This is a genomic window from Micromonospora sp. CA-244673, assembly GCF_050948395.1.
Classification (GTDB): Bacteria; Actinomycetota; Actinomycetes; order Mycobacteriales; family Micromonosporaceae; genus Micromonospora.
In genome coordinates this window covers 3,231,092-3,255,016 of the sequence record NZ_CP192019.1, presented here as the reverse complement: position 1 = coordinate 3,255,016, position 23,925 = coordinate 3,231,092, and the positions used below count along the sequence as shown (strand labels likewise).

The window sequence follows — 23,925 nt, the reverse complement described above, 5'->3', positions numbered from 1 at the left end:
GAAACCGACCCGCGCGCTCCGTGGGCCGGTCACTCCTGCGCGCCCACGCGCAAGCCCATCGAAGGAGGATCCCGCATGTCCCCTGTCAACGGCACTCCGCTGACCCGCCACGGCAGCCGCGTGCCCGCAGTCCCCGCACGACCGACCGCAGCGAACGCCGCTCCGCCGTCAGGGCCCCGACCGGCCGCCACCCGGGCGTCCAGCAACATGTCGCGGCCGACCGTGACGCCGGCCCCGAGCATCGCCACGATGGTGATCTGTCTGCCCGAGGAGCTGCCCGCCGCAACGCTCACGAGCCACCACCTCGACACACACTTCGGCGTCACCGGCACCCTCACGACCCTATTCTGGGCGACGCCGCGACTGCGGCTCTGGCAGCACCACCTCATGATCGGGCTGCGCAAGGGCCGTCCTGCGCCGTGCGCGGGTGGGCCGGTGCGACTGCTCGACCTGGCCGGTGTGCGCCAGGCCGCCGCCGTGGGCGCCGGCATCCGCCACCAGGTCTGGCAGCGAGTCGTGCATGGCACGAGAGCAGCTACCCCTTGGCCGACGTTCGAAGCCCGCCACCTCACCGACCCCGACCGCTACCCCCTCGAAGCCGCGGTCGCGGATTTTCACGCCCAGCCCCGCGTACAGGCGATGCGTCTGCACGCCGCCACCGTCGGTCCCGGGCAACCCTCCGTCGGGGAGCTGGAGATGTACCAGGCAGGCGAGGTCGCCTACCAGCACTACCGGGCCGCGAGTGCCGTCGCCGGCGATGCGATGCTCACCGTCGATGGCCGCAAGCTCGCCCCGGCCAGCGATGCCCTCGCTCACCGCATCACCTACCTGGAGCAGGCCCTGGCCCACCTCGATTCGCTCGGCCCAGATCAGCGGCTGCTCGCCGTCGCTCTGTAGTACGAGACAGTCCGCCGACCTCACTGTCACCTGAGGGACCCGCCCGCCGCCCATTGTCTGACGCTGCCGCCGTCGGCCGCATCGGCGATCGAGCTGCGGACCGCTGCCGCTCCCCCGGGCCGGCTGAGTCCAGCCGATCTCGCATCACCTCTGGCCTGCCTCCACCCCGGCCGGCGCGCTATCGGCCGCCAGGGGCGGTGGCCGCGTGCCGGCCGGTGGGCCGCGAGGAGGCGGCCGGCGCACATCGCCAGGGCCCCGGGCCCGGGGCCCTTCTCTGAGCCGAGGCCGGCGACAGGCCGCCGTTTCCTCTTCCACCTGCCAATCGAGAGCCGCTCCGTCACGACACACCAACTGTGCACCACGTCGGGACGTGTGCTGCGCTCGCAGGACCTTGCTAGGCGGTGAGAAACATGCCGGTCACGCCCACCATGGCGAGGACGACCGCCGCGGCGAGCACGTAGACCCGCGGGCGCGGTTCCCGGATGAAGTAGGTGGCCAGGCCGAACGTGCCGCCGAGGATCGACACGGCGTACCACGAGATGCTCGTCGGTGTGGCCTGGTCGATGAACAGCATCCAGGTGGCGACGACCGCGACGAAGATGGTGGCGTAGGCGATCGTCTGCCGCAGGTTCCGGTAGGCGGTGTGCTGCAACCGGCCAACCGACTCCCGGTAGTCCTGCGCCGCCGCAGCCCGTTCCTCGTCGCTGACCCGCCGCCGCTTGTTGCGGCTTCCAGAGCCCCGGCCCCCACTCATGCGGCAGAAGGTACCAACGGCCGTCACGCCGCCGCTGCTCTAAGTGATGCCGTCCGGTCGTTGCGACCACGAGCCACCAGGCGACTCACGAACGCTGAGCCGGCGCGGCTCGACGACAGCCCGCGCGGACCGCGACCGCCATGCGCGCAAGAACCGTCGTCGCCTCCCGCCGGCTGGCGGCCTCGGTGCCTTCCACCGCCAACGCCTCGCTCTCGCCGGATTCAGCCACACCACGTCCGGCTGCGCCGAGCCAGGCCGTTCGGCCTGTCCCGAGATGCGGTCCATGCACTTGATCACCGCCGCCTTCGAAGCGTGGATCAGTGCGCGGACCTCGACCCGAATCGAACGATGAAAGGACAACTGGCATGACCGACACGCACACGGCAAGCCCTCCCGCGCACAGCGCATTCAAGGTCCTCGCGGCGCTGGCCGAACTCGGCGAAGCCACGGCCGCCGAAGTCGCCGAGCACGCCGGACTGGGCTACTCCACCACGACTCCGAAGCTGCGCGACTGGGAAGGCTCCGGGCAAGCCGAGCGGTTCCGCACCGGCGACGGCCGCACCCTGTGGCGGCTCGCCGACGCCGGCCGCGCCGCCACCGCTACCACCGCTACCCCGCAGCCAGCGGCGGCCGACGCACCCGCACCTGCCACCGAACCCGATGTTGCCCAGCTTGACGCCGCCGAGGCGCAACTCCAGCCCGGTGACGCCGACCCGTCGACCGCAGCTGACACCACCGGCCCGCCCGACAGCTCTCCTGCCTCCCAGCAGGAGCCCGAGCCGAAAGCACCGGACGCCGGAGAGTCCACCGGCGGCAACGTTGCGGACAAGGCAACCGACCCGGCGCGCCAGACGCCGGCGGGCAATCACGACAGCGGCGACGGGCCGCGCGGAGAGGACCGTTCGGCGGCGGCGCGCCGTAGGGGCGGGTCGTTACGCGGTGCGGTCCTGGACATCCTCGAAGCGCATCCCTATCGGGCCTACAGGACCGGTGAGCTGTGCAAGCTCATCGACGCCGCGAACGCCGGCACGGGCGCGGCCAAGGCCAGCGCCGGTGCGGTCGCTAACGCGGCCATCAAGCTCGTCGCCTCCGGCAAGGCGGTGCAGACCGTCGAGCGCCCCGCCACCTTCCAGCTCGCCCCCGCCAGCGGCGGCGAGTAGCCCACCTGTCCGGCAGCCCGAGGGCGGGCGTCGAAGTTGGCGCCTCCCGCCCGCCCCCGGTGCTCCTTACGAGACAAGGAGCGTTCCGAGTGTCTCCCACCCTGAACACGATCGCTACCGCCACCGGCGGCATCCTCGCCGGCCTCGCCTTGGCCGGAGCCCTGCTCTGGCGGCAGCAGCAAGCCCTGCAGGCGGCCCGCTACCAGGCCACCCACGACGACATCACCGACCTGCCCAATCGGCGGCTGTTCCTGACCCGCCTTCGTGCCGCGCTCGCCGACCGCACGCCGGTCGGCGTGGTGCTGCTCGACCTGGACCGGTTCAAGGCCGTCAACGACACCCTCGGCCACGACGCCGGTAACGACCTGCTCGAACGGATCGCACGGCTCCTGTCCGGCCTGCCCGCACCGGTGCAGATCGCGGCCCGGCTCTCCGGCGACGAGTTCGCCCTGCTCGTGTCCGGCGACCGGGACGACACCGCCGCCGTGGCCCACGCCGCCTGGCAGGTCATCGCCGCCGCCCCCATCCGCGTGGTCAACGGCGAGCTCCGGATGGCCGCCTCCGTCGGCCACACCCACAGCGGTAACCGGCACACGAGCCCCCGACAGCTGCTCGCCGAGGCCGACTCCGCCATGTACCAGGCCAAACGCTCCGGTAGCGGCGTGTGTGAGCACCATGCCCGCACCGCGCCAGCTGGGCGGCGCAGCCGCGACCGCCACTACCGCTGACCACCGGGCGCCCGGCCCACGGCGCCGGCGAAGTCCACACCGGCCGCCGCGCCCAGCGATGCCGGACCGCCGCGGTCGGCTGTCCCGGGTCTGCGCGGGCCGCGCAGCCCACCGGTCCCCCGCCCACCAGTGGGCCCGTTCCTGATGCCGAGGACCCCGCAGCCGCCGGCTGCGGGGTCCTCCCCTTTCCTGCTCGATTGACAAGGAGACCCCTGTGTTGTCCTTCGCCGCTGTCCAAACCCTCGCCGGATGCCTGCTGGCCGTCGACGCCGACGCCGACGCGCTGGACTGGGGTCGGCCCGTGACCCTGCTGCTCATCCACGACCGGCCCCTGATCACCGACGGGCCGACGCCGGTACGCCAGATGCGCAGCGTGGAGTTCCCGCTGCACCGCGACGACCTGGCCACCGATCCGGCCGGGCTGCCCGCGCTGCTGCACCGCCTCGCCGCCAGCCTCGACGAGCCGGAGGCGGCGGCACCCTACCGGGCCACCCTCGACACCATCGTGCGGCTGATCCGCGCGACGCAGCCCGACGTGCGGCTGCTGGCCTGGGCCACCTGCTACGACGACATCCTCACCGACGACGGCCAGCCGAGGCAGGTCCGCCGCATCGACGCCGTCGACACCGACGGCCGCGTCTACCAACTCACCCACCACCTGGGTGAGGACCACCCGGCGCTGGTCGTCGACGACGCCCCCGACCCGGACGACACCCCCGCCACCCAGCCCGGACTGGCCGCGCTGGTGGCCGCCACCGCCCGCCACCCTCACTGGAGCACGGCGGGAGGCACGGCATGACCGGGCAGCCGCCGCCTGACACCGACCCCGACGAGCCGATCTTCGCCGTGTGCGGGCCCGACGGCGCGTCCATCCGCTGCCGCGTCTGCGGTGCGGTCGACCAGATCGTCTCCGACGAGGTGCCGTCCATGGCCGGCTACGGCGAGGACACCTACACCCGGTGCACCCGCTGCGGATCCGTCGAGACCACCGACCCGATCTTCGGCTGGCGCCCCCGTCCCGCCACCTGGCCGCCCAGCCCGGACCACGACGAGCCCTGAGCGATAGGGCGGCTATCAGCGCCACCCATGCCCGCCATGGCCATACCGGCGGGCATGTGTGGCGCGCGAGCAGTGCCCGCGCCAGCCCTGGCAGGCCGGTCCGGGCCTCCCCCACCACCCGAATGCGCCCGCCCGCCGCAATGCGGGCGGCGCACCCCATGTCATCCGCCTCTCACCGAAGGAGTTCTGTCCCGTGAGCAGCCACTGCTACGTCGGCGTCACCGAGCCCGACCACCCGCACCTCGCCCACGCCCGCTTTGTGCTCTGCGACGGCCACCCGAGCGTCATCCTGCCCAGCCTGGCCGCGATTTGGGCTGGGCCTGCCCGCTACGACACTCGCGCGCTGGTCACCGCGATCCTCGCCTGCGACTGGGAGTACCTCGACCCGGACATGACCGCCGCCACCCACTCGGCGTTCACCGGCCAGCTCCCGGTGCCCGGCGTCGGCATGACCCTGGCCTCCACCTGCACCGACGAGACGGTGGACACGCCGGAACCGGTCACCGTGTTCCCGTTGTGCCACTCCCGGCACCTCGACGTCGAATGGATCTACCTGGTCGACCCGGACACCGCCACTGTCGCCGTGCACACCGACGACGGCAGCCTCGTCGCCCGGTACCCCCTCTCGGGGTGCCTGCCCCGGCCAGCCGCCGCGAACCGGCGTATGGGAGAGCTTCGCCGGACGGCAGCGGCGGCGGGAACGCCGCGGTGAGCGCCCGCGCCCTCGCTGCCGTCGCCGCCGCAGTGATCGCGGTGGTGGTGCTGTGCGGGGGCGGGGTCGGCGCGTTGTTCGCCGGCGGCGGCACCGCCTCGGCTGCCTGCTACGGCACCGTCAGCGCCGGGTCCACCATCGCCGTGTCTCCACCCGCGGCCGGCGCCGCCGGGTGGAACAGCGACCAAATGGCCAACGCCGCCGTGATCGTCGCCGTCGGCGCGGACCTGAAGGTTCCGCCTCGGGGTTGGGTCGTCGCGCTGGCCACCGCCATGCAGGAGTCGACCCTGCACAACCTGCCCAGCGGGGACCGCGACTCGGTGGGGCTGTTTCAGCAGCGCCCGTCGCAGGGCTGGGGCACAGCTGCCCAGCTGCGGGATCCGCGCTACGCGGCCGGGAGGTTCTTTCAGGCACTGCTGGCCGTCGGCGGCTGGCAGGCCATGGCGCTGACCGATGCCGCCCAGGCGGTGCAGGGATCCGCCTACCCCGGCGCCTACGCCCGCTGGGAGGACGACGCGATCGCCCTGGTCCGCGTCCTGACCGGCGGCACTCCTGCCGGGCCTGTCGCCGCCGATCTGGAGCAGGCCATGAGCAACCCGCTGTGCCTGTTCGACGGCGGCGACGGCCGACCCGGCAGCGAGCAGGTGCCGCTCCCGGCGGGGTTCGCGCTGCCGCCGGGCACCCCGGCGCAGGTGGTGACGGCGGTCGGCTGGGCCCTGGCCCAGCTCGGCACCCCGTACACCTTCGGCGGGGACTGCACCGCACCCCACTCCGGTGTTCCCGCCCGCCAGTGCGACTGTTCCTCCCTTGTGCAGCAGGCGTATCGGGCGGCCGGCGTTGGCCTGCCACGGACCACGAGCGAGCAGGTCGACGCGGGCCAGCCTGTCACCGATTACCGGGACATGCGGCCCGGGGACCTGCTGTTCATCCCCGGCAGCCGCGGCAGCGCGGCCCGCCCCGGCCACGTCGGCATGTACCTGGGCCAAGGGCTGATCGTGCAGGCCCCGCACAGCGGCGACGTCGTCAAGATCACCCGCCTGTCCGGATGGGTCGAGCAGCTCGCCGCCGTGCGCCGCGTCGTGATCTGACCGTCCGCGACACCGCGGATCCCTCAGTGGCGCAGCCGGGTGTTTCCGGACCGCCACCACTTCTGACCTCCACCACACGGAGAGGACATCACCGTGAGCGCAATCAACAACAACGACGCCGAGGACGCTGGGTGTTACCAGCCGGGCGACCGCGTCGCGCTCGAGCGCACCAGCGACCCGCATACCCGGCTTCGGCCGGGCGACGAGGGCACGGTGCGTTGCTACGACCCGCGCCAGCAGGTGCTGGACGTGCGGTGGGACAACGGCTCCCAGCTGGCGATGCTGCTCGGCGCGGGCGACCGCGTACGTCGCCTGCCCGACGCCGGCTGGGAGCGGGTGCTCGACGCGCTGCGCACGGCCGGTCAGGCCGCCGGGCGGGACGCCGCCGCATGGTGGGCGCAGGACACCATCGGCGGGCGGGCCAGCGGCGACGTGGCGGCGACCGCCCGGGAGACCCTCACCGCCATCGAAGCGGGTCGGGACATTGACGGGCTGCCGGCCGCCGACCCGTACAGCCTGGCGGACGACGCCGACCGGTACGCCGAGCATGCCCCGCCTGGCGCGCCGGCATGGGAGCGGCTCACCGCGCAGCAGTGTGACCAGGCGCGGTGGGCGTGGTGCGACGGGTACGACGCCGCCGCCGAAGCCGAGGCGGCCCGGCAGTGCCGCGTGGTCCTGCACCCCGACGGCGACGACCGGGACCTGCGCCATGTGTACCCAGACCGGGTGCGTCTGGGCGGGCCGGGCGTGTTCGCCGGCGACTGGGCGTGGACCCCCGACGAGCACGGTCAGCTGCGCATCCCGGTCGGGTTCGTCGGGACCCTGGTCGACACGTGGAACGGGTGGGCGGTGTTCACCTGCACCCGGGAGGTGGCCGAGGCGATCGTCGCCGACCAGCACGATGCCCGCGACCGCTACCGGCAGCACCTCGCCGCCGACGGGATCATCGGGGAGCGTCAGGAGCAGATGGTCGACCAGTCCTTGGCCCGCCTGCGCTTCGACGGCGACGTCATCGTGGCCGACGAGACCCGGGTGTACGACGACCCGGAGGCCGTCGACCGCATCACGCCCGACGCGCACGGCCGGTACACCGTGATGGGCCGCGCCTGGACCTGGATGGCGGTGCACCCCTACGACTGTGAGCGGATCGTCGGCGACCTCCCTGGCCCGCCTGCGACGGCGGTTACCTGACGCGGTCTCCCCCAGCTCATTGCCGGGTGAGCACGTCCAGGGGCAGCCGGTACCAGCGCTCGGCGGTGATCAGGTGCAGCACCGGGCCGCGGCCTATCGCGATCACCTGCGGCGGGAGCGGGGCTGCGCCGGGCAGCACCAGCCGGTACTCACCGACGACTCGCATCGCCTGGCCAGCCAGCTCACCCACAACGAGGCGGTCCTGTTGCGGTGCGTACCCGCCGAGCAGTCCGACCCGGGTGCCACTGACCGCCAAGGCCTTCGCCCCGGAGATGTGATTGCGCCGCCAGCCGGCGACCGAGTCATGGCGAATCTGCACGATGGGGAAGTCGGTGTAGTAGCAGGTCCAGACCGATTCGTCGGTGACATTGAGCGCGTAGCAGTCGTCGATCGCGCCCCATTGGTTGTTCACATGGGACGGGAATCGCCACGTCGGCTCGAGCTGCGGTGAGAAGCGCACCAGGCCGCTGCTGCCCATCGGCGGCGCGGAGTTTGCATCGCCCCAGCCGTAGTTGCCGTAGACGCCTTCGTCGAAGTAGCCCACCCATACCTCCCCGGAGGTGGTGGTGAAGACGTGTTCGATGCCGTCACCGAGGGTCGCCTGCGCCTCGATGCGCCCGTCGCTGTCGTAGATCACGGCGTTGCGGTCCGGGCCGTCCTTGCGCCATCGGCAGCGGGCTCCGACCACCAGTACCCGCCCCTCGGGCAGGGGCTGGACCGAAGGGTGGGCCAGCGTCAACCCGGGCAACTCGGTGACGTCGACGATGTCCCCCGCCTGCCTGGTCACTCGGGCGGTCACGGGTCGGGCCGCCGTCGGGTCGGGGAACGTGGCCCAGCCGGGTTGGGTGGTGACCGACCGCAGCGCCGCTTCGTCCTCGGATGTCGACCACAGCGCTACCAGCTCACCGGCAGGCCCGATGGAGGCCGACACGAGCGCGTCACGCGGATCAGCTCGCAGGACCGGCGAACCCTCGCCGAGCTCCCACTTCGGCAGCCCCCGGCTCGTCCGCTTCCTCTTGCGCCATCGGCCCTTCCAGCTCGTCACCCCGGTACCCCATCACCTCACCACACCCCTGCGCCAGCCGATTCGACCTGCGGCAGCCATCCCGACGGCGGCGGGATACCGAGACGCGCTCGCCACCACGCAAGCGTTCCGTGGCTTCCAGACGGCCGGACGACATCAAGCGGCACGACCTACAACGAGGAGCATCAACATGTTCGATGACCCTGCCGAGGAGTTCGGCGAGTACGCCCACGAGGAGATCCTGCAAGCCCTCGTCCGGAGTTTGCTGACCAGCGCCGACCTGGATCAGCTCTGCGACGAGGCCGACCTGCCTCAGCTCACCCACGACGACGGCACCCCGGTGACCGTCACCTCCGCGCGCGTCTACCGCGACGCCGGCGTCCTGACCCTCGACCGTGGCGTGTGGCTGGAGCTGTCCGACGGCAGCGTCTTCGGCCTGACCGTGAGCATCGCCCGCCGCCCCCGCGACGAGGTCACCCTCCACCGCAGGTAGGCCCCGCCACCGATCGACTTGATCGATCCGGGATTGAGTGCGTTCCTTGTCGTCGCCCACCGCCGGTGGCGGCGACACCAGTACCCCGGCAGCCCTTCCTGGGCAGCCGCTTGAGCACCTCACGGAGTTGCTGCCCGGCCCCCGCCACCGGGGCTGTCGCAGTACCTGCCCGTCTCCGCCGCGCGGACACCGCACCAGCTGCCCGCGCACCCGGAGACGGGTGCGCGGGCCCCTATGACAGGAGGACCCGCATGGACCCTGCAACTCCACCCGACCCGAGCGACCCCACCCCCCAGCCAGCGGACGGCCGCCGGCCCGGCTATCTCTACCGGCAGGTCGCCGCTCACCTCGCCGCGCACCCCGATCAGGTGTTCAAGGTCGGGGAACTCACCACGGCGATCGCCGCCCCGTCCACCGGGGCGGTGTTCGAAGCGTTGAAAAAGATGGCCGCCGCCGGATACGCCACTCACACCACAGGCCCGCACCGCTTCCAGATCACCCAGGCCGGCGTCGACGCCGCCGGGACTTTGCCACCGCCCGCCCCGCGTACACCCCGCCAAGGACGTCGCGGGGCGGGTCGGCGGCAGCCGGTCACACGCCCCAACGGGGACCTGTATTTCCCGCGAAAGCTCGCGGGGGCGACCGATGTGGACGTACTGCGCCGGCTACGCGAAAAGCGTATACCGGTGCTGCTCTACGGCCCGCCCGGCACCGGCAAGACCGCCCTGGTCGAGGCCGCCTTCCCTGACCTGCTCACCGTCGCCGGCACGGGCGACACCGTCGTGGAGGACTTCCTCGGCAACTTCATCCCGCTGCCCGACGGCGGGTTCGAGTTCGTCTACGGGCCCCTCGTGACGGCTATGCGTGAGGGGCGGGCGTTGCTGGTCGACGACGCGACCCTCATTCCGCCGAAGGTCCTCGCCGTGCTCTACCCCGCGATGGACGGACGGCGGGTCATCACCATCCCCGGCTACCGCAACGAACGCGTCGAGGCCGCCGACGGCTTCTACGTCATCGCCGGGCACAACCCCGGGGTGCACGGCGCCATCCTCACCGAAGCGCTCGCCTCCCGGTTCGACGTGCACATCGAGGTCACCACCGACTGGGACCTCGCCCGCCATCTCGGCGTCCCCTCCCCCGCCGTGGCCGCCGCCGTCGCGCTCAACGGGGATCTGGCCGCCGGGCGGGTCAGCTGGGCGCCGCAACTACGCGAGCTGCTCGGCTTCGCCCGCGTCCGCAAAACCCTCGGCCTGCCCGCCGCGGCCGCCAATCTCGCCGGCCGTGCACCTGAGGAGGACCGGATGCAGGTTCTTGCCGCGCTGCGGCAGCACTTCGGCACCGAGGTCACCCCGCTGACCCTCGGCAAGCAGCGCTGAACCCTGGAAGGAGTACTGATGCCTCAACCACATCACCTGCAGCCCGGCCCGACCGCACCCACTGGCGGCTACCCGGCATGGCAGGAGTGGAGCGACGCCTGGACACGGCACGTCCCGGTCCTGACCGGCCGCACTGATCTGACCGTCACCGTCGCCCCCGGCGCCGGCGGCGGCGCACCCGCCTGCTTCTACCCCGCGGCGGGCCGCATCGAAGTCGACGCCACCCACATCGGCGCCCCCGACGTCGCGAACCCTCGCCGCGCCGGCCACAAACGCCTCGTTCCGACCGCCTACGGGCTGCTCGTTCACGAAGCCGCCCACGCCGTGCACAGCCAGTGGAGCGCCCCGCCTGGCACTCCGCCCGTCGTCGCCGCCGTCGCCGAGCTTCTGGAGGAGTCCCGGATCGAGAACCGGCACCGCGCCCGCCGCCGGACCGACCGGCGGTGGCTGCGCCACAGCGTCACCACACTGGTCAGCCCCGCCGACGCCCCCGTCGACGACCCGTGGCACGCAGGCCAGCTCGCCGGCCTGCTGCTGGCCCGGGTCGACGCCCGCATCATCACCGCCAAAGACATCAAAGGTGTCCGCGCCGCCGTCACCACCGTCCTCGGCCGCAAACGGCTGCTGCAGCTGCGCGACGTGTGGCGCGAAGCCCACACCGTCGGCGACACCGACGCCGAGGCGATGATCGACCTGGCGTGGCGGTGGTGCCAGATCCTCGGCATCGACCCGCGCCGCCAACCCGACACCCCCACTGTCGATGCGGGCGTGTTCGCCGGTGTGCTCGCCCAGGCACTGGCGGACTACCTCGCCCACACCGCGGGCCTCACTTCCGCGCAGTATCGGGCGCAGCAGCTCACCGCCCGGTTCTCCGCGCCCACCACCTGGTCGCTGCGGGATCCCACCGACGGCGAACGCGCCGCCGCCCGCACCCTCGCCGCCCGACTCCGGCACGCCCGCACCCACCAGCCCGAACCCGACACCCGGCCCAGCCTCGCCCCGCCGGGACGTCTGCGCACCCGCCACGCCATCACCGCGAAGGCGCAGATCGCCGCCGGGACCGTGCCGACGGCTACCCCGTGGCAGCGTCGCGCTCAGGTGCCGCCGCCGAAGCCGACCCTGCATCTCGGGGTCATCGTCGACGCCTCGTTCTCCATGCACCCGTGGGCGGCGCCGATGTCGTCGGCCGGGTGGATCCTCGCCCACGCCGCCCGCGCCAATCAGGCGGTCACCGCCACCATCGCCTTCGGCAGCGACGTCACCCTGCTCGTCCCACCCCGCCAGCACCCCCGGCAGGTCCTCGAGTTGCGGGCCGACGGCGGCAGTACGGCGTTCACCGACGCGGTGAAACTCGCCGACGAGCTGCTGCAGCTCCGTCAGCCCGGCCGGCTGCGGATGCTCACCGTCGTCTCCGACGGCGACCTGCCCGACATCGCACCCGCCCAACGGCTGATCACCACCCTGCACCGGACGGGCTGCGCCGTGCTGTGGCTGCGCCCCGCCGAGCTGCCCGGGCACACCTTCACCGACGCCAGCATCCTCACCGTGGCCGACCCGGTGCAGGCCATCGGACACATCGCCGACGCCGCGGTCACCGCCCTCGAGCGCGCCTGACACCTTTCCGGCAGCCCGACAGGGGCCAGGCCGAACCGCGCCGCCCCAGGGCTCGGATGTCGCCATGCCTCACCGGCGGGCCAGCAGGCCCGCGGATCCCATCCCGCACCTCCATCGCCGTTGCCGGATAACGGCGCGACATTCGCGCACCCCCGGCACGGCCGATCCACCCTGCCCGACTTCACCTCACCGAACGACAGGAGACACCATGTCCGACTTCAATCGGCTGCCGGTCGGCTCCCCGGCCGACCTGCTCACCGCCGTGCCCTACCTGCTGGGTTTCCACCCCACCGACAGCTTCGTCACCGTCGGCGTCGCCGGCACCCGAGTTGTCGTCGCCGGCCGCGCCGACCTTCCCGAACCCTCCCACGTCGCCACCTGGATCGCGGGCATGGCACGGTCGCAGATCCGCCTACTGCGCCACGCCGCCGCCACCCGCGTCATCGTGATCGGCTACGGGCCCGCCACCGCCGTAACCCCGGTCATGGACGCCATGACCCCACGCCTCACCGCCGCAGGCCTCGACATTCTCGACGCCCTGCGGGTCACCGACGGCAGCTACTACTCCTACCTCTGCCAGGACCCCGCCTGCTGCCCCACCGACGGGACGCCCTACGACCCCCACCGCAGCGACGTCACGATGCACGCCATCGTCGCCGGCTGCCAAGCCCTGCCCGATCGGGCGGCGCTCGTCGCCAACATCGCCCCCACCAGCGGAGCCGCCCGCGTCGCCGTCACCCGCGCCACCGTCCAGGCCCGCGCCCGCCGCCGCGCGCTGCTCGCCCAGGCCGGACACGACGGCCTGGTCCGCGCCGGCGTCGACGCGGTGACCGCGGCGTTCGCCCGCTACCGCGACGAGCAGGTCCTCCCCGACGACGAGCTGGCCTGGCTGACCGTCCTGCTAACCGACCCGGTGATCCGCGACGCCGCCTGGCAGGCCAGCGACGACCGGCAGGTGCCCATGTGGACCGACATCACCCGCCGCGCCCACCCGCCCCTCGCGGCGGCGCCGGCCAGCCTGCTCGCCCTTACCGCCTGGCGATGCGGTGATGGGGCCCTGGCGTCCGTCGCCGTGGACCGTGCTCTTGCCGCCGACCCCGACTACAGCCTCGCGCACGTGATCGACCAAGCGCTCCGCGCCGGTCTCCCCCCGTCCGTGCTGGATGGCTGGCCGCACATCGGTCGGCCTCCGTTCTGAGCTACAGGAGAAATGCCCGGTTCTTCGAGGCCGTACCCGGGCTCCTGCACGACCACAGCTACACCCTCAACCCGAACCAGCTCCCCGACGCCTGCCCCCATCACCGCCACTGGTGGGCAGATCATCGCCCTAACCGGCGCGACCGACGATGCTCAGCGGACCCCCACACCAGCCGCGGCACAAACCGGTCGCTGCGGGAACGGCTCGACCCCATCGCGGACACCCTGACCACCGCCATCGCTCGGCACGACGAGGCCAGCACAGCTCGTCACCGCGTCCGTGACTTCCTCAGCCACGCCGGCACTGACCTGGTGTCGATTCCCAATCCCAGCAGCGGCATACCGGCCTCGGTGCGACGCCCTGAACGGCCCGCCACGGCGCCGTTCACGGCGTGGCCGTGATCCGCGCGCTGCGGGACTCAGCACCGCCACCGCCCGCTGAGCGACCTGACGTGCCGGTGCCTTGTCCAACCACACCCACGCCCAGGAGGGGGCACGCCTACCCATGGCCCTGCATCTCTATTTCGACTTGACCCAGACGCTACGGCTGGCTGAGCACGCCGTCGCCGCCACCGACCAGGCACCCTCATTCACCGAGCACGAAGGCGGCATCGCCTGCCCGGGCGCGCTGGTGTGGGTCCACGACCACGGCGTCTATTTGATGTCCAGCGGCCTGCCGCGCCTCGAGGATGCGAACCGACCCGGCAGCAGCCTCGTCGTCTACGCACACGGTTGGAACCCCGGCACCGACGGGCACCGCCGCGACCCGGATCTCGGCGGCGACGACTTCGCCGAGCACCTGCACCTCACCGACCAGCCCACCCCGCTGATCACCACCCTGCGCACCGCCGCAGCCGCCGGCTACCCGTGGCTGCACCTGACCGTGCGCTCCGACGCCTACGAGGTCCGGGTCACCCGGATCCGCCACCAGTCCTGACATCAGCCGACGGTCCCGCCGCCCACCAGGGCGGCGGGACCCTTCCCATTCCCGAGGAGCAACCTGCGATGACCACACCCGAGACGACGACGTCACCACCGACTATGGAGGCCGTCCTACTCGACGCCTGGAACATGTTCCACCCGGGCCAACCCGCACCACTGGGATGGCTCACCCACACCACGGCCCAGATCCACGCTCACCTGCACAACCAACACACCCCGCCGCAGGCCCAACCGCCCGCCGCCGACACGTACGCACTGGCCCACTTCCGCCGCGAGGTGTGGCGATCCCTGCGCGAGGCGGCCATTACCCACGACATCGACGCCGACGCTGCAGACCGGGTGCTGAGCGCACTGGACCTGCCAGCACTGCCCCGCCGCTGGCAGGTTCGCCTCACCTTGTCCGTCCTCCTCGAGGTCACCGCTACCTGCCGTGAGGACGCCTTCGACGCCGCCGAAGCAGCCGTCGAAACCGCGCTCACCGCCACAGAGGTGGGAGCGCGGTTCCTGTGGGACGGCAGCGAGCGCGACGGCGCCGACCCCGGCGATGTGGACCCGGACGCCGACGAACCAGCCGAGCTGAGGTGAGCGCCAAGGTCCGGGCTTGGTCGTCGCTCGGCTTCGCACACACGGTCGCCGTTCTGTACCCGCGGCACCTGCTGCTTCGCCGCACACGACCACACCACCGCCCGCAGGCACGACGGCGCCGAGCTGAACACGGCCGCGCCTGTGCGCCGCCGGACTCCGTCCTGCGGCGCACTACGACCACTATCTCGGCGGCTACCAGCACGACCACCCGCCGCGCCGGACTGCTTCCTCAACCAACGGGCCGACGAACCAACGGCACAGAGGCCTCCGCCATGTGAACACGACTTGATCTATGCGGAAAGTCGAGCGTCACTGCATCCAACCGCCGCCCCTGGCGAACCCGACAGCGACACCCCACACCGCTGGCCAGGGGCGGCGGACCCCACGAGCCAAACCCGTCGAAGGAGGCAACAAGCCGTGCAGCTGCCGCACCGCCACGCCGTGCCGCGCCCCGTCAACGACGTCCTTCTGTGGCTGCTCGCCACCGACGTCGCCGCCGCCCACCAACCCCACCCCGACCAGCCGCGCCGCTGCGCTAACCTGCGTTGCGCCGGCCACCAATACCCATGCCCACCGGCACGCGACGCCCAGCGCGCCTGCCAGGCCGCGACCCGACCTGACCCGTCCACTCACGGCAGGGCCCGAGTGCCCGTACCTACCGGCCGGTTCGCCGGGTGGTTCCGGCCCGCGCGCCCGCAGCCGACCGCCTCACCACGCGCCGCCTGACCGGCAGCGGAACAGCCCACCCGGTCCGGCGCTGCCGGTGCCCGACGACCGCGCACGGGCTGACGTAGCGGCCTACCGGCAGTCGGACCCCACGGGGTCTGTACGTGGCGCGGTCGGCGCTGATCGTGTCCCCAGCCCGCGAGCAGTCCGCGCGGCGCCCTGGGAGATCCCGGTCCGTCGCGGATCGATCGCGCACCCGCTTCAACACCTCAACCTCACTTCGGTCCGCAACGGGCGGCGGTCGCCGGCGGCGCCGCTGCGAACATGCGAAAGGAAACGTCATGGAACCCGTTCTGCCACCCGACGTCGAGTGCGACGGCGACGCTGAAATCAGCGTCGGCGACCCGGTCCTCGGCAAGTCACGGCTGTTGTCACGGCAGTGCGACACCTGCATCTTCGCCCCCGGCAACCGAATGCACCTCGCCCCCGGCCGGCTGCGCGACCTCCTTACGGAAGCCCGCCAGCGCGAAGCCTTCATCATCTGCCATCAGACGCTGCCGCACTACGGTCAGCCAGAGGCCAAGCCGGCAATCTGTCGGGGCTTCGCAGACCGCTACCGCACCCAATCGCTGCAACTGATCGAACGGCTCTTCGGCTTTGTCGAGGTCGACCCGCCACAGTCAGCCGAGACCAGACCCGCGGCAGGGAGTTGACCGCCGTTGAACTACGAGACCCGGTTCGCGTGCCACCCGGGGCTTTCGCCTGCCGGTGCAGGCCCGATGCGGCTACTGGGTCCGCTGGAACGCCAGCGGAGTAGCCGTAGCCGGCGTGCGCGGACCACCAATCTCGCAACTGTCTCCTGCCGCATCGCCAGGCGGGGAGTGTGGATCTAACGGTGTTTCCGGCCTGACCTGCCGGGCGTTGTGCCTGGTGAGGAGGGTGCCGTGATGACCGCGACACTGAACGACCAGACCGGACGTAAGAAGCGGCCCGAGCTATCGGCGGAGGCGAAGGCCGCCGCCGAGCTGGTCCGGGCCGCGAAGGAGCAGGGCCTGTCGTTGACCGGCCCGGACGGGCTGCTTAAGCAGCTGACCAAGACGGTCCTGGAGTCCGCGTTGAACGAGGAGATGACCGAGCACCTCGGCTACGAGAAACACGACCAGGCCGGCGCCGGGTCGGGCAACATCCGCAACGGCAGCCGGTCGAAGACGGTGCTGACCGACACGACCGGGCCGGTGCAGATCGACGTGCCGCGGGACCGGGCCGGCACCTTCGAACCGCAGATCGTGCGCAAGCGGCAGCGGCGCCTGTCGGGGGTCGACGAGGTCGTGTTGTCGCTGTATGCCAAAGGCCTCACGACCGGGGAGATCTGCGCGCACTTCGCCGAGATCTACGGCGCCTCGGCCAGCAAGGAGACCATCTCCCGGATCACCGACAAGGTCATCGAGGAGATGACCGACTGGTCCCACCGACCTCTCGACGAGATCTACGCCGCCGTGTTCATCGACGCCATCGTGGTCAAGGTCCGTGACGGGCAGGTCGCCAACCGGCCGTTCTACGCCGCGATCGGGGTCACCCTCGACGGTGAGAAGGACATCCTCGGCCTGTGGGCCGGCGCCGGCGGTGAGGGCGCCAAGTTCTGGATGAGCGTGCTCACCGACCTGCGCAACCGGGGCGTCAAGGACGTGTTCTTCCTCGTCTGCGACGGTCTCAAGGGCCTGCCCGAGGTCGTGACGAACGTGTGGCCGCAGACGGTGGTGCAGACCTGCGTCATTCACTTGATCCGCAACACGTTCCGGCTCACGTCACGCAAGTACTGGGACGAGATCAAGCGGGACATCAAGCCGATCTACACCGCCGTCAACGCTGACGCAGCCAGGGCCGCGTTCGACGACCTTGCCGACAAGTGGCGCAGCCGGTATCCGGCCGTGATCCGCCTGTGGGACAACGCCTGGGCGGAGTTCATCCCGTTCCTCGACTACGACCTGGAGATCCGCAAGGTCATCTGCTCGACGAATGCGATCGAGTCGTTGAACGCCCGCTACCGGCGGGCCGTGAAGGCTCGCGGCCACTTCCCCAACGAGCAGGCCGCGTTGAAATGTCTGTACCTGGTGACCCGATCCCTGGACCCCACCGGAGCAGGCAGAACCCGATGGACGATGCGCTGGAAACCCGCCCTGAACGCCTTCGCCATCACCTTCAGCGACCGCTTCCCAGCCGCTGAAACCTACTAACCAAGATCGCCGGAAACACCGTTAGCGAGACAGCCCCGCCAGGCGTAGTGAGGAGCCAGTCGGCCTTCGGCGCTTGGCGGTCTGGTGGCACCACAGCGCAGCCGACCCGCCCTCAGCCCAGAGAGGACTTGTTGCTTCTGACGCATGTCGCCACAGCGAGGCGCCGGGCGGCATCATGGCCGGATGGTGGCAGTAGAGGCGTGGTTTCGCGGTGGGCCGGTCGACGGGCGACTGATGCCCGTGGAGGTCAACGCGGACGGCAATCCGCCAGCGGTGGTCAAGCTGCCCCAGGCTGGCTCTTACGTCGGGGCGAGCGATGTCGCGGCGCCTGCAGTGGAGCACGTCTATGTCCTCGTCGACAGGTTTGATGACGTCGAGGTCTACCAGCACCAGCAGCCCGTCTCCGAGGCGGCAGACTGACAGCTAACGCCTGCGAAACGGCCGTTCTGCGGTTGTTCGCTTGTAGGCCGTTGCCATATTTGCCGCCACCTGCGTATATCGAAGTACCACTATCTTCGATGACCAGGAGAGCCGACCGTGACCCGTACCCTGCGATGGGCCGCTACGCTGCTGGCCGCCATCACCGCCACCACCGCCCTGACCGCCGCCCCCGCCTACGCCGAGACATACTCCGCCGCCCTGGGCACCGCAGTGGCGGTCTGCCAGTGGCCAGCGAGGTCCGCACCGGGTACGACCGCAGCCTGTTCCCGCTCTGGATCGACGCCGACGGCGACGGCTGCAACACCCGCTACGAGGTCCTCATTGCTGAGGCCACCACCAAGCCCACGATCGGGTCCGGCTGCTCCCTGTCTGGCGGGCGCTGGTACTCCTACTACGACAACGCCTACTGGACCCTCACCAGCGACCTGGACATCGACCACATGGTGCCGCTGGCCGAAGCGTGGGATTCCGGCGCCCGGAACTGGACCACCAGCCGCCGCCAGTCCTACGCCAACGACCTCGGCGACGCCCGCCCGCTGGTCGCCGTCACCGACAACGTCAACCAGGCGAACGGCGACGAGGACCCCGCCACCTGGATGCCGCCGTACAGCTCGGCCCGCTGCCGCTACATCAACGAATGGTTCGCCACCAAGATCCGCTGGCGGCTCACCGTCGACACCGCCGAGAAGAACGCCCTGACCAGCTGGGCGAACTCCTGCTCCAACGTCACCATCACCGTCGTCCGCGCCTTCTAACGAGATCGGTCAGGGCGTCACTGCCTGGCTTGATCTTGGCTGGTAACCTGCGCCTTGCGGTGGCTGAAGGCCTTTCCCTTTGTGCGTTCCCCTTGCTGACACTTGAGGAAACACCGCTGAGGCCCCCGGTTCGCCGGGGGCCTCTTTCATGCCCCGTCCCCCACTGCCAGGAGCGGGCCGCCCCGTCAATCTCGCCCCACCCGACTCAACGGGTCCGCCAAGATACGGGGGTAGGGCCGGCAGCCCTGCTCAGCTCAGCTGTTCCCGTTCGCGTTGCCGGGCGGCAAAGCGTTCCAGTGCGGCCTGGTGGGCGCGTCGGTGCTTGCGCCAGTACCGGATGCGCCACCAGCGCAGCTGCACTCGTTGCAGGAACGACGCCCGCTGAGACGATCCCAGCTCGTAGCCGTACCAACCATGCTCATGCTCGGCTTCGCTTGGTGGCTCGCGCGTCATGCGGCCAGTGTCGCACCGACACGCGCCGCTGACGTGGCGGCCACGCACAGCACCCGCTCCCCACCTGGAACTCCTGCGACAGCCGCCACGGGCCCGCTGGCTGCGCTAGGTGCAGGTGAGCCGACCGTGGTGAGTGAGTGGTCCGACCATCAGCCATAGGCTCTCCGATGGGCCCGGACCAGTAAGTCTCGCGCTCGGTATGCCGCGACAGGCTTCGCTCGTGCCGTCCTCGTCCCCTCAGCGGCCACCTGCGTCTCAAGGTCCTTCCGTTGCTCTCGATCTACAGGACTCTACGGCCGAGCGTCCGATTGAACAGGGACTTTCCTCTGCGGTCCCGAGCGCTGCTTTCCGAACATTGCCGGTGACGCCTCCTGGCGCGCGATCGGCGGCTGGAGGTCTGACGTCCGACACCGCGTCAATCAGCCGACAGTGAGCCGATGAACCCGGACCGTGCCCTCGAGATCGCCTTCGACGTACCAGGATGGCCACCGCTCAAGAACGAGGCCAAATCCATGCTGGCCGCCAGCCACAAGCAACAGGAAGTGTCCGAGCCCTGTTGGAAGCAGCCGCCGCAGCGTCACGGGAAGTCCGCTGGGCGATAGCAAGCGCCGACATCGCGCTTGATGTAGTTGTTCGAGCGCCGGCGGGCCGTCCTCTCGGAGACGCAACCAACGATCTCGGTGGAATCGGGAACGTTCTTCAAGACAAGAGTCACCCAACCAGCGTGGATCTTTCCCACCTTGGAGTGACTTGATTCCTGGTGCGGGTCACGCAGGGCCCACGTCGACATAAGCCTTGAGTTCAACAAACTTCTTCGACTGGCGACGGCATTCATCGAGGGCATAGGGGTCATCGGGGTTCCAGCTAAGCCACTGCTTCATCCAATACAGAATTTCTTCATTCCTGTGCATGGACTGTCCATTAACAACGAGCGCCTTGTAAATACGGGATTTATCAGCATCCGAAGCCCCTTGCTGTTCGGCCGCACGAAGGGCTCGCTTCAGAAGATTCGCCGCTCGATCGAAAGACTGCTGAGCCAAAGCGCCATCTAAGGCCCTATCCTGAGCCTGCCCGAGCCTGCTTTCAGCATAGCCTGCCTGCAACAGTAGTTCATGGCGTTCGCCGCAGCGGGTAATGCCATTCTGTGCCGCGTTGCTCATTTGCGTCCAATTTTGCTGCTCCGCCTCAAACCAAGACCATTGAAGGTACACTTCCTTGCGCGAGTTGCCGAGTTGGAATGCCCGACTCCAAGCTGCACGGGCATCAGCATCCCGGCTTGGACTCATGGCGGCGAATGCTAGTGCCTGCGCGGCAAGCAGGTGCGGATTATTGGGGAATGCGTCCAGTGCCTGGTCGGCGACATTCAGCGCCTCCTGCGGCCGCCTGGAGCTGGTTAGCACGCGAATCTGACGCACATAGCCATCCACCTGCCTGGTGGATGAACTACCGCGGCTTGGCGTGACCACCGCCTCCACTGCATTGCGTAGTGCAAGACGACTTGCATCCTGCCTTACGTCCTTTCGCACCAGTGACTCAAGATTTCTGTTGACGCGAAACGTCGGAATGTCATCAATTATCACCGGACCTGGTACGAGGTAAGATTTTTCCAGCTCGTCCAGCGCACCGAAAATCAATGCCTCGGACTTATTTAGAATGCGCTCGAGCTGAGCAACCGAAAGCTCCACCCGCGCAAGACAGCATGCGTCAAGAACCTCCTGCGCCAACGGTGACAGCAACTCGCGTTCTCGCTGCAAGGCATAGCGTCGTGCCGAGTCTCCGGACTCGTTCCGCCATCTCTCAATCGCCTTGTCGACTGGCAGCCTTCGACAAAGCCGGAGGAGATCTTCCATGTAGAGAGGGCTTCCCTCGGTCAACTCGATAATAGATTCGAACCTAGCTGGCAGTTTGGCATCGGCAAGAGCGAGTCGGTTTGCCATGGTGCGCAGGAACTCTTCAGCATCACCGCCCGCCAAGCCGGAGACCTTTGTGGAAGACCTGCTCATACCGGCATACTGCCTACGGCTAGTGAGAAGGATTTTACTTCCAGTACGCGGAGCGTCGTACGTGAGAAACTCGACAACGTCTTCACAGTCAGGGTCAATCGAATCGATGTCATCCGCAACGATCAGGGATGGAAGACTTCTCATAAGTTCCAATACCTGCTCGCGCTTGGCGTCGACGCTCTTTGAGACCTCGGTCGACCATCCGTAGTCATTCAATAGCTTGCTGAGCGCGCTATCTAAGTCATGAAAATCCGGATTATTGATTTCTCGTACCGAAGCCTCTTGGTATCTACGCCGCTTTGCGCTCAGCCAGAATATGCCGACTAAATTGCCGGAGGCGAGGTGGCGCACAGTGTTGCAGAACTGATAAGCAATTGCGCTCTTTCCCTTCCCGCCTTCACCTACCAGCACCCACCTTCCAGCACTAGGATCCGCCAACCATCGCCAAAGCTCTTCAAGCTCCGTTGTTCGACCAATAAAGTGGTCGAACATTTCTTCCTTCGGTGGCAATGAGCAGGAGAGACTTGGCGATGAGCCATAACTTGTGACATCAAGAGATGCCGCCCTGCGCGCAAGTTCCGTCTGTATAGACTCCAGGCGGTTCATTGGTCCTGTCAAGTTCAACGCCTTCAGGACGCGACCGGCGTTGTGAACCACATTCAAGGCATCATACGGCGAGAGATCCGTTTCCGGCGGATGACTGATTGGGTCGCGGATCGCTTTAATCTCTCGCAAGCTTGCCAACACGGAGTTCTTGAACGGCTTTAATGCCTCGCCAATCGGGCGCAGGTTCTCGTCAACGAGATCAGGGAAGAACTTTTCGAAGATGTTATAGAAGTGGTTCACACTAAGAAGGTCCGCCGCGTCAGCTGCACTCCTTGAAACGGCCCCGGAAGCCTCCGCGATCGTGGCACTTCGCGCTATTGAATCCCACTCTTTGGCGAAAAGCGCCGTGATATGATCGGGCCACATCTCACCATAAGCCGACCGCAGCCTATCTCTAATGAGACCCACGATCGCATTCCGGAAGCATTTCTGGATGGCCTCATACGCCAGCGCGTCCACAGACAGTGAGATATCAGTCATTCTTCTCCCCGCACAGACAGCCCGGTACCCCTACTTCACAGCAAGCAAGCCCTCACCGTATCACTTACATCGCTCAGTTCAATCGCCCAAACGGGTTGGCGCCGTATACACAAAGGGCTTTGCTGCGAAAGCTATCTCGACAGGTCCCAGCACACTCACCTGGGCAGATCCGGATGTTCACGGCCAGCGTCTCACGGGCGAGTGGGTTAGCCCGTCGCGCCGTTTTCACCCGAGTGGGCTGTGACGCCGGCTGCTACGGTGGGCCGGTGATCATGTGGCGGCCGGTTCTGGGTGCCTACTTCCCCGGAGTGGACGCGCACGAGTACCCGATCGAGGATCTTCCCGCCGACCTGTTGACCCACCTGTTCTACGCATTTGCCACGATCGAGGACGGCCGCCTGACCCTTCCGCCCGCGGCGCCGGGGCAGCTCGCCGCGATCAAGCGGGCGTATCCGCACCTGCGCATTGTGATCTCGATCGGCGGCTGGGGCGCCGGTGGGTTCTCCGATGCCGCGCTGACCCCGCGCACCCGCGCCGACCTGGTCGCCGAATGCGTGGAACTCGCCGCCGGCTTCGACGGCGTGGATCTGGATTGGGAGTTTCCAGTATCCGGCGGCCCAGCCGAGCTCGCCCGACGGCCCGAGGACCGGCGCAACTGCACGCTGCTCGTCCAGGAACTGCGTGAGCGTCTCGGCCCGGACCGCCTGCTGACCGCCGCCCTGCCGGCCGGGCGGCTGCAGTCGGCCGGTCCTTATGACCCGGCGGACAGCTTCGAACTCGCGGAACTCGCCGAACTCCTCGACTTCGTCAACCTCATGGCCTATGACTTCGGTACGGGCTTCTCCCCGATCGCTACGTTCAACGCGCCGCTGGCGCAAGTCGCCGACGACCCGCTCGAACCCGGCCTGCGGCAGTGGAACAACGTCACCGGTGCGGTCGACTACTACGAGCGTCACGGCGTACCACGCGACAAGCTCGTGCTCGGCGTGCCGTTCTACGGCCGCGGGTTCCGCGTCACCTCACCCGGCGAGCAAGCCGGGCTGTTCCAGCCGCAGATCGGTACCGTCGATGTCGGTAACTGGCGCGACATCAACCGTGACCTGCTGCCCGACCCGGCATGGCAACGCCACCGCCACCCGGTGGCCCGCACACCGTGGCTCTACCATCCCGGTACGCAGACGTTCGTCAGCTACGAGGACGCCGACTCCATCGAACAACGAGCGGCGTTCGCGGCGAGGCACGGGCTGCGTGGCGCGTTCACGTGGCAGCTCGCCGGTGACGACAGCGAGCATTCCCTCCTCGCAGCCATGACCCGCCCGTTCCGTCAGTAGCCCGTCGTGGTCCGCTGGCCGGCGTTGAGGAAGGACGCTGCGGGGCAGCAGCAGGCCGGCAGATCGGCGGAGACAGCGGCGAGCGGTTCGCCGCACTCTCTCAGCAGAGGCGGATCCGTTACGCCGTCGACGCCGC

23 protein-coding genes are annotated in these 23,925 nt (G+C 69.4%); 19 read left to right on the top strand and 4 right to left on the bottom strand.

Translation table 11 applies throughout. The features are described from left to right. Positions 1-249 precede the first annotated feature (249 nt). Positions 250-897 carry a hypothetical protein gene (locus ACQP12_RS15105; protein WP_433288488.1) on the top strand — a complete coding sequence of 216 codons (648 nt, stop codon included), beginning with the start codon at positions 250-252 and terminating at the stop codon, positions 895-897. Between the two features lie 394 nt (positions 898-1,291). On the opposite strand, the gene ACQP12_RS15100 is transcribed toward ACQP12_RS15105, so the two are convergent. Further along, a complete protein-coding gene (locus ACQP12_RS15100) occupies positions 1,292-1,651 on the bottom strand; it encodes a hypothetical protein (protein ID WP_433288486.1) in 360 nt (119 codons plus the stop codon). A 365-nt stretch (positions 1,652-2,016) separates the two neighbouring features. On the opposite strand from ACQP12_RS15100, the gene ACQP12_RS15095 reads away from it, so the two are divergent. The 7 genes from ACQP12_RS15095 to ACQP12_RS15065 all read left to right on the top strand — a co-directional run bounded on the left by ACQP12_RS15095 (position 2,017) and on the right by ACQP12_RS15065 (position 7,589). After that, positions 2,017-2,811, top strand: coding sequence for a MarR family transcriptional regulator (locus ACQP12_RS15095; RefSeq protein ID WP_433288484.1), 795 nt, complete (start codon positions 2,017-2,019; stop codon positions 2,809-2,811). An 89-nt stretch (positions 2,812-2,900) separates the two neighbouring features. After that, entirely contained in the window at positions 2,901-3,539 is a 639-nt protein-coding gene (locus ACQP12_RS15090; RefSeq protein WP_433288482.1) for a diguanylate cyclase domain-containing protein, read from the top strand. Positions 3,540-3,753: 214 nt separating this feature from the next. Next, positions 3,754-4,338 carry a hypothetical protein gene (locus ACQP12_RS15085; RefSeq protein WP_433288480.1) on the top strand — a complete coding sequence of 195 codons (585 nt, stop codon included), beginning with the start codon at positions 3,754-3,756 and terminating at the stop codon, positions 4,336-4,338. Then, a complete protein-coding gene (locus ACQP12_RS15080) occupies positions 4,335-4,598 on the top strand; it encodes a hypothetical protein (RefSeq protein WP_433288478.1) in 264 nt (87 codons plus the stop codon). The genes ACQP12_RS15085 and ACQP12_RS15080 overlap by 4 nt, the downstream gene beginning before the upstream one ends. 193 nt (positions 4,599-4,791) lie before the next feature. Then, the gene (locus ACQP12_RS15075; RefSeq protein WP_433288476.1) at positions 4,792-5,310 is read left to right on the top strand and encodes a hypothetical protein; all 519 of its coding nucleotides are present in this window, start codon (positions 4,792-4,794) and stop codon (positions 5,308-5,310) included. Then, a complete protein-coding gene (locus ACQP12_RS15070; protein WP_433288474.1) occupies positions 5,307-6,398 on the top strand; it encodes a C40 family peptidase in 1,092 nt (363 codons plus the stop codon). Before ACQP12_RS15075 ends, ACQP12_RS15070 begins: the two co-directional genes overlap by 4 nt. 93 nt (positions 6,399-6,491) lie before the next feature. After that, entirely contained in the window at positions 6,492-7,589 is a 1,098-nt protein-coding gene (locus tag ACQP12_RS15065; RefSeq protein WP_433288472.1) for a DUF4314 domain-containing protein, read from the top strand. A gap of 16 nt (positions 7,590-7,605) precedes the next feature. Here the strand turns inward: ACQP12_RS15065 and ACQP12_RS15060 are convergent, their stop codons facing one another. Next, the gene (locus ACQP12_RS15060; protein ID WP_433288470.1) at positions 7,606-8,634 is read right to left on the bottom strand and encodes a hypothetical protein; all 1,029 of its coding nucleotides are present in this window, start codon (positions 8,632-8,634) and stop codon (positions 7,606-7,608) included. A gap of 169 nt (positions 8,635-8,803) precedes the next feature. On the opposite strand from ACQP12_RS15060, the gene ACQP12_RS15055 reads away from it, so the two are divergent. From ACQP12_RS15055 to ACQP12_RS15010, 10 genes are all read left to right on the top strand, one after another. Beyond that, the gene (locus ACQP12_RS15055; RefSeq protein ID WP_433288468.1) at positions 8,804-9,106 is read left to right on the top strand and encodes a hypothetical protein; all 303 of its coding nucleotides are present in this window, start codon (positions 8,804-8,806) and stop codon (positions 9,104-9,106) included. 251 nt (positions 9,107-9,357) lie between these two features. Then, positions 9,358-10,482: an AAA family ATPase gene (locus tag ACQP12_RS15050; RefSeq protein ID WP_433288466.1), complete on the top strand. Its 1,125-nt coding sequence runs from the start codon at positions 9,358-9,360 to the stop codon at positions 10,480-10,482. Between the two features lie 18 nt (positions 10,483-10,500). After that, positions 10,501-12,096, top strand: coding sequence for a VWA domain-containing protein (locus ACQP12_RS15045; protein WP_433288464.1), 1,596 nt, complete (start codon positions 10,501-10,503; stop codon positions 12,094-12,096). A gap of 208 nt (positions 12,097-12,304) precedes the next feature. Further along, complete coding sequence (locus tag ACQP12_RS15040) at positions 12,305-13,294, top strand: DUF4192 domain-containing protein (protein WP_433288462.1); 990 nt, start codon at positions 12,305-12,307, stop codon at positions 13,292-13,294. Positions 13,295-13,756: 462 nt separating this feature from the next. Next, entirely contained in the window at positions 13,757-14,230 is a 474-nt protein-coding gene (locus ACQP12_RS15035; RefSeq protein WP_433288460.1) for a DUF3085 domain-containing protein, read from the top strand. A gap of 68 nt (positions 14,231-14,298) precedes the next feature. Continuing rightward, a complete protein-coding gene (locus ACQP12_RS15030; protein ID WP_433288458.1) occupies positions 14,299-14,820 on the top strand; it encodes a hypothetical protein in 522 nt (173 codons plus the stop codon). A 1,007-nt stretch (positions 14,821-15,827) separates the two neighbouring features. Continuing rightward, on the top strand, positions 15,828-16,199 hold the full coding sequence (locus tag ACQP12_RS15025) for a hypothetical protein (RefSeq protein WP_433288456.1): 372 nt from the start codon (positions 15,828-15,830) through the stop codon (positions 16,197-16,199). Positions 16,200-16,433: 234 nt separating this feature from the next. Beyond that, a complete protein-coding gene (locus tag ACQP12_RS15020; RefSeq protein WP_433288454.1) occupies positions 16,434-17,720 on the top strand; it encodes an IS256 family transposase in 1,287 nt (428 codons plus the stop codon). 183 nt (positions 17,721-17,903) lie between these two features. Further along, positions 17,904-18,140, top strand: coding sequence for a hypothetical protein (locus ACQP12_RS15015; protein ID WP_433288452.1), 237 nt, complete (start codon positions 17,904-17,906; stop codon positions 18,138-18,140). Between the two features lie 245 nt (positions 18,141-18,385). Then, positions 18,386-18,916, top strand: a complete 531-nt coding sequence (locus ACQP12_RS15010; RefSeq protein ID WP_433288450.1) for an HNH endonuclease family protein — start codon at positions 18,386-18,388, stop codon at positions 18,914-18,916. 249 nt (positions 18,917-19,165) lie between these two features. On the opposite strand, the gene ACQP12_RS15005 is transcribed toward ACQP12_RS15010, so the two are convergent. Both ACQP12_RS15005 and ACQP12_RS15000 read right to left on the bottom strand, forming a co-directional pair. Next, the gene (locus ACQP12_RS15005) at positions 19,166-19,369 is read right to left on the bottom strand and encodes a hypothetical protein (protein WP_433288448.1); all 204 of its coding nucleotides are present in this window, start codon (positions 19,367-19,369) and stop codon (positions 19,166-19,168) included. A gap of 767 nt (positions 19,370-20,136) precedes the next feature. Then, positions 20,137-22,218: an NB-ARC domain-containing protein gene (locus ACQP12_RS15000; RefSeq protein WP_433288446.1), complete on the bottom strand. Its 2,082-nt coding sequence runs from the start codon at positions 22,216-22,218 to the stop codon at positions 20,137-20,139. 512 nt (positions 22,219-22,730) lie between these two features. Between ACQP12_RS15000 and ACQP12_RS14995 the strand changes: the two genes are divergently transcribed. Continuing rightward, positions 22,731-23,789, top strand: a complete 1,059-nt coding sequence (locus tag ACQP12_RS14995) for a glycoside hydrolase family 18 protein (protein WP_433289273.1) — start codon at positions 22,731-22,733, stop codon at positions 23,787-23,789. Positions 23,790-23,925: the final 136 nt, after the last annotated feature.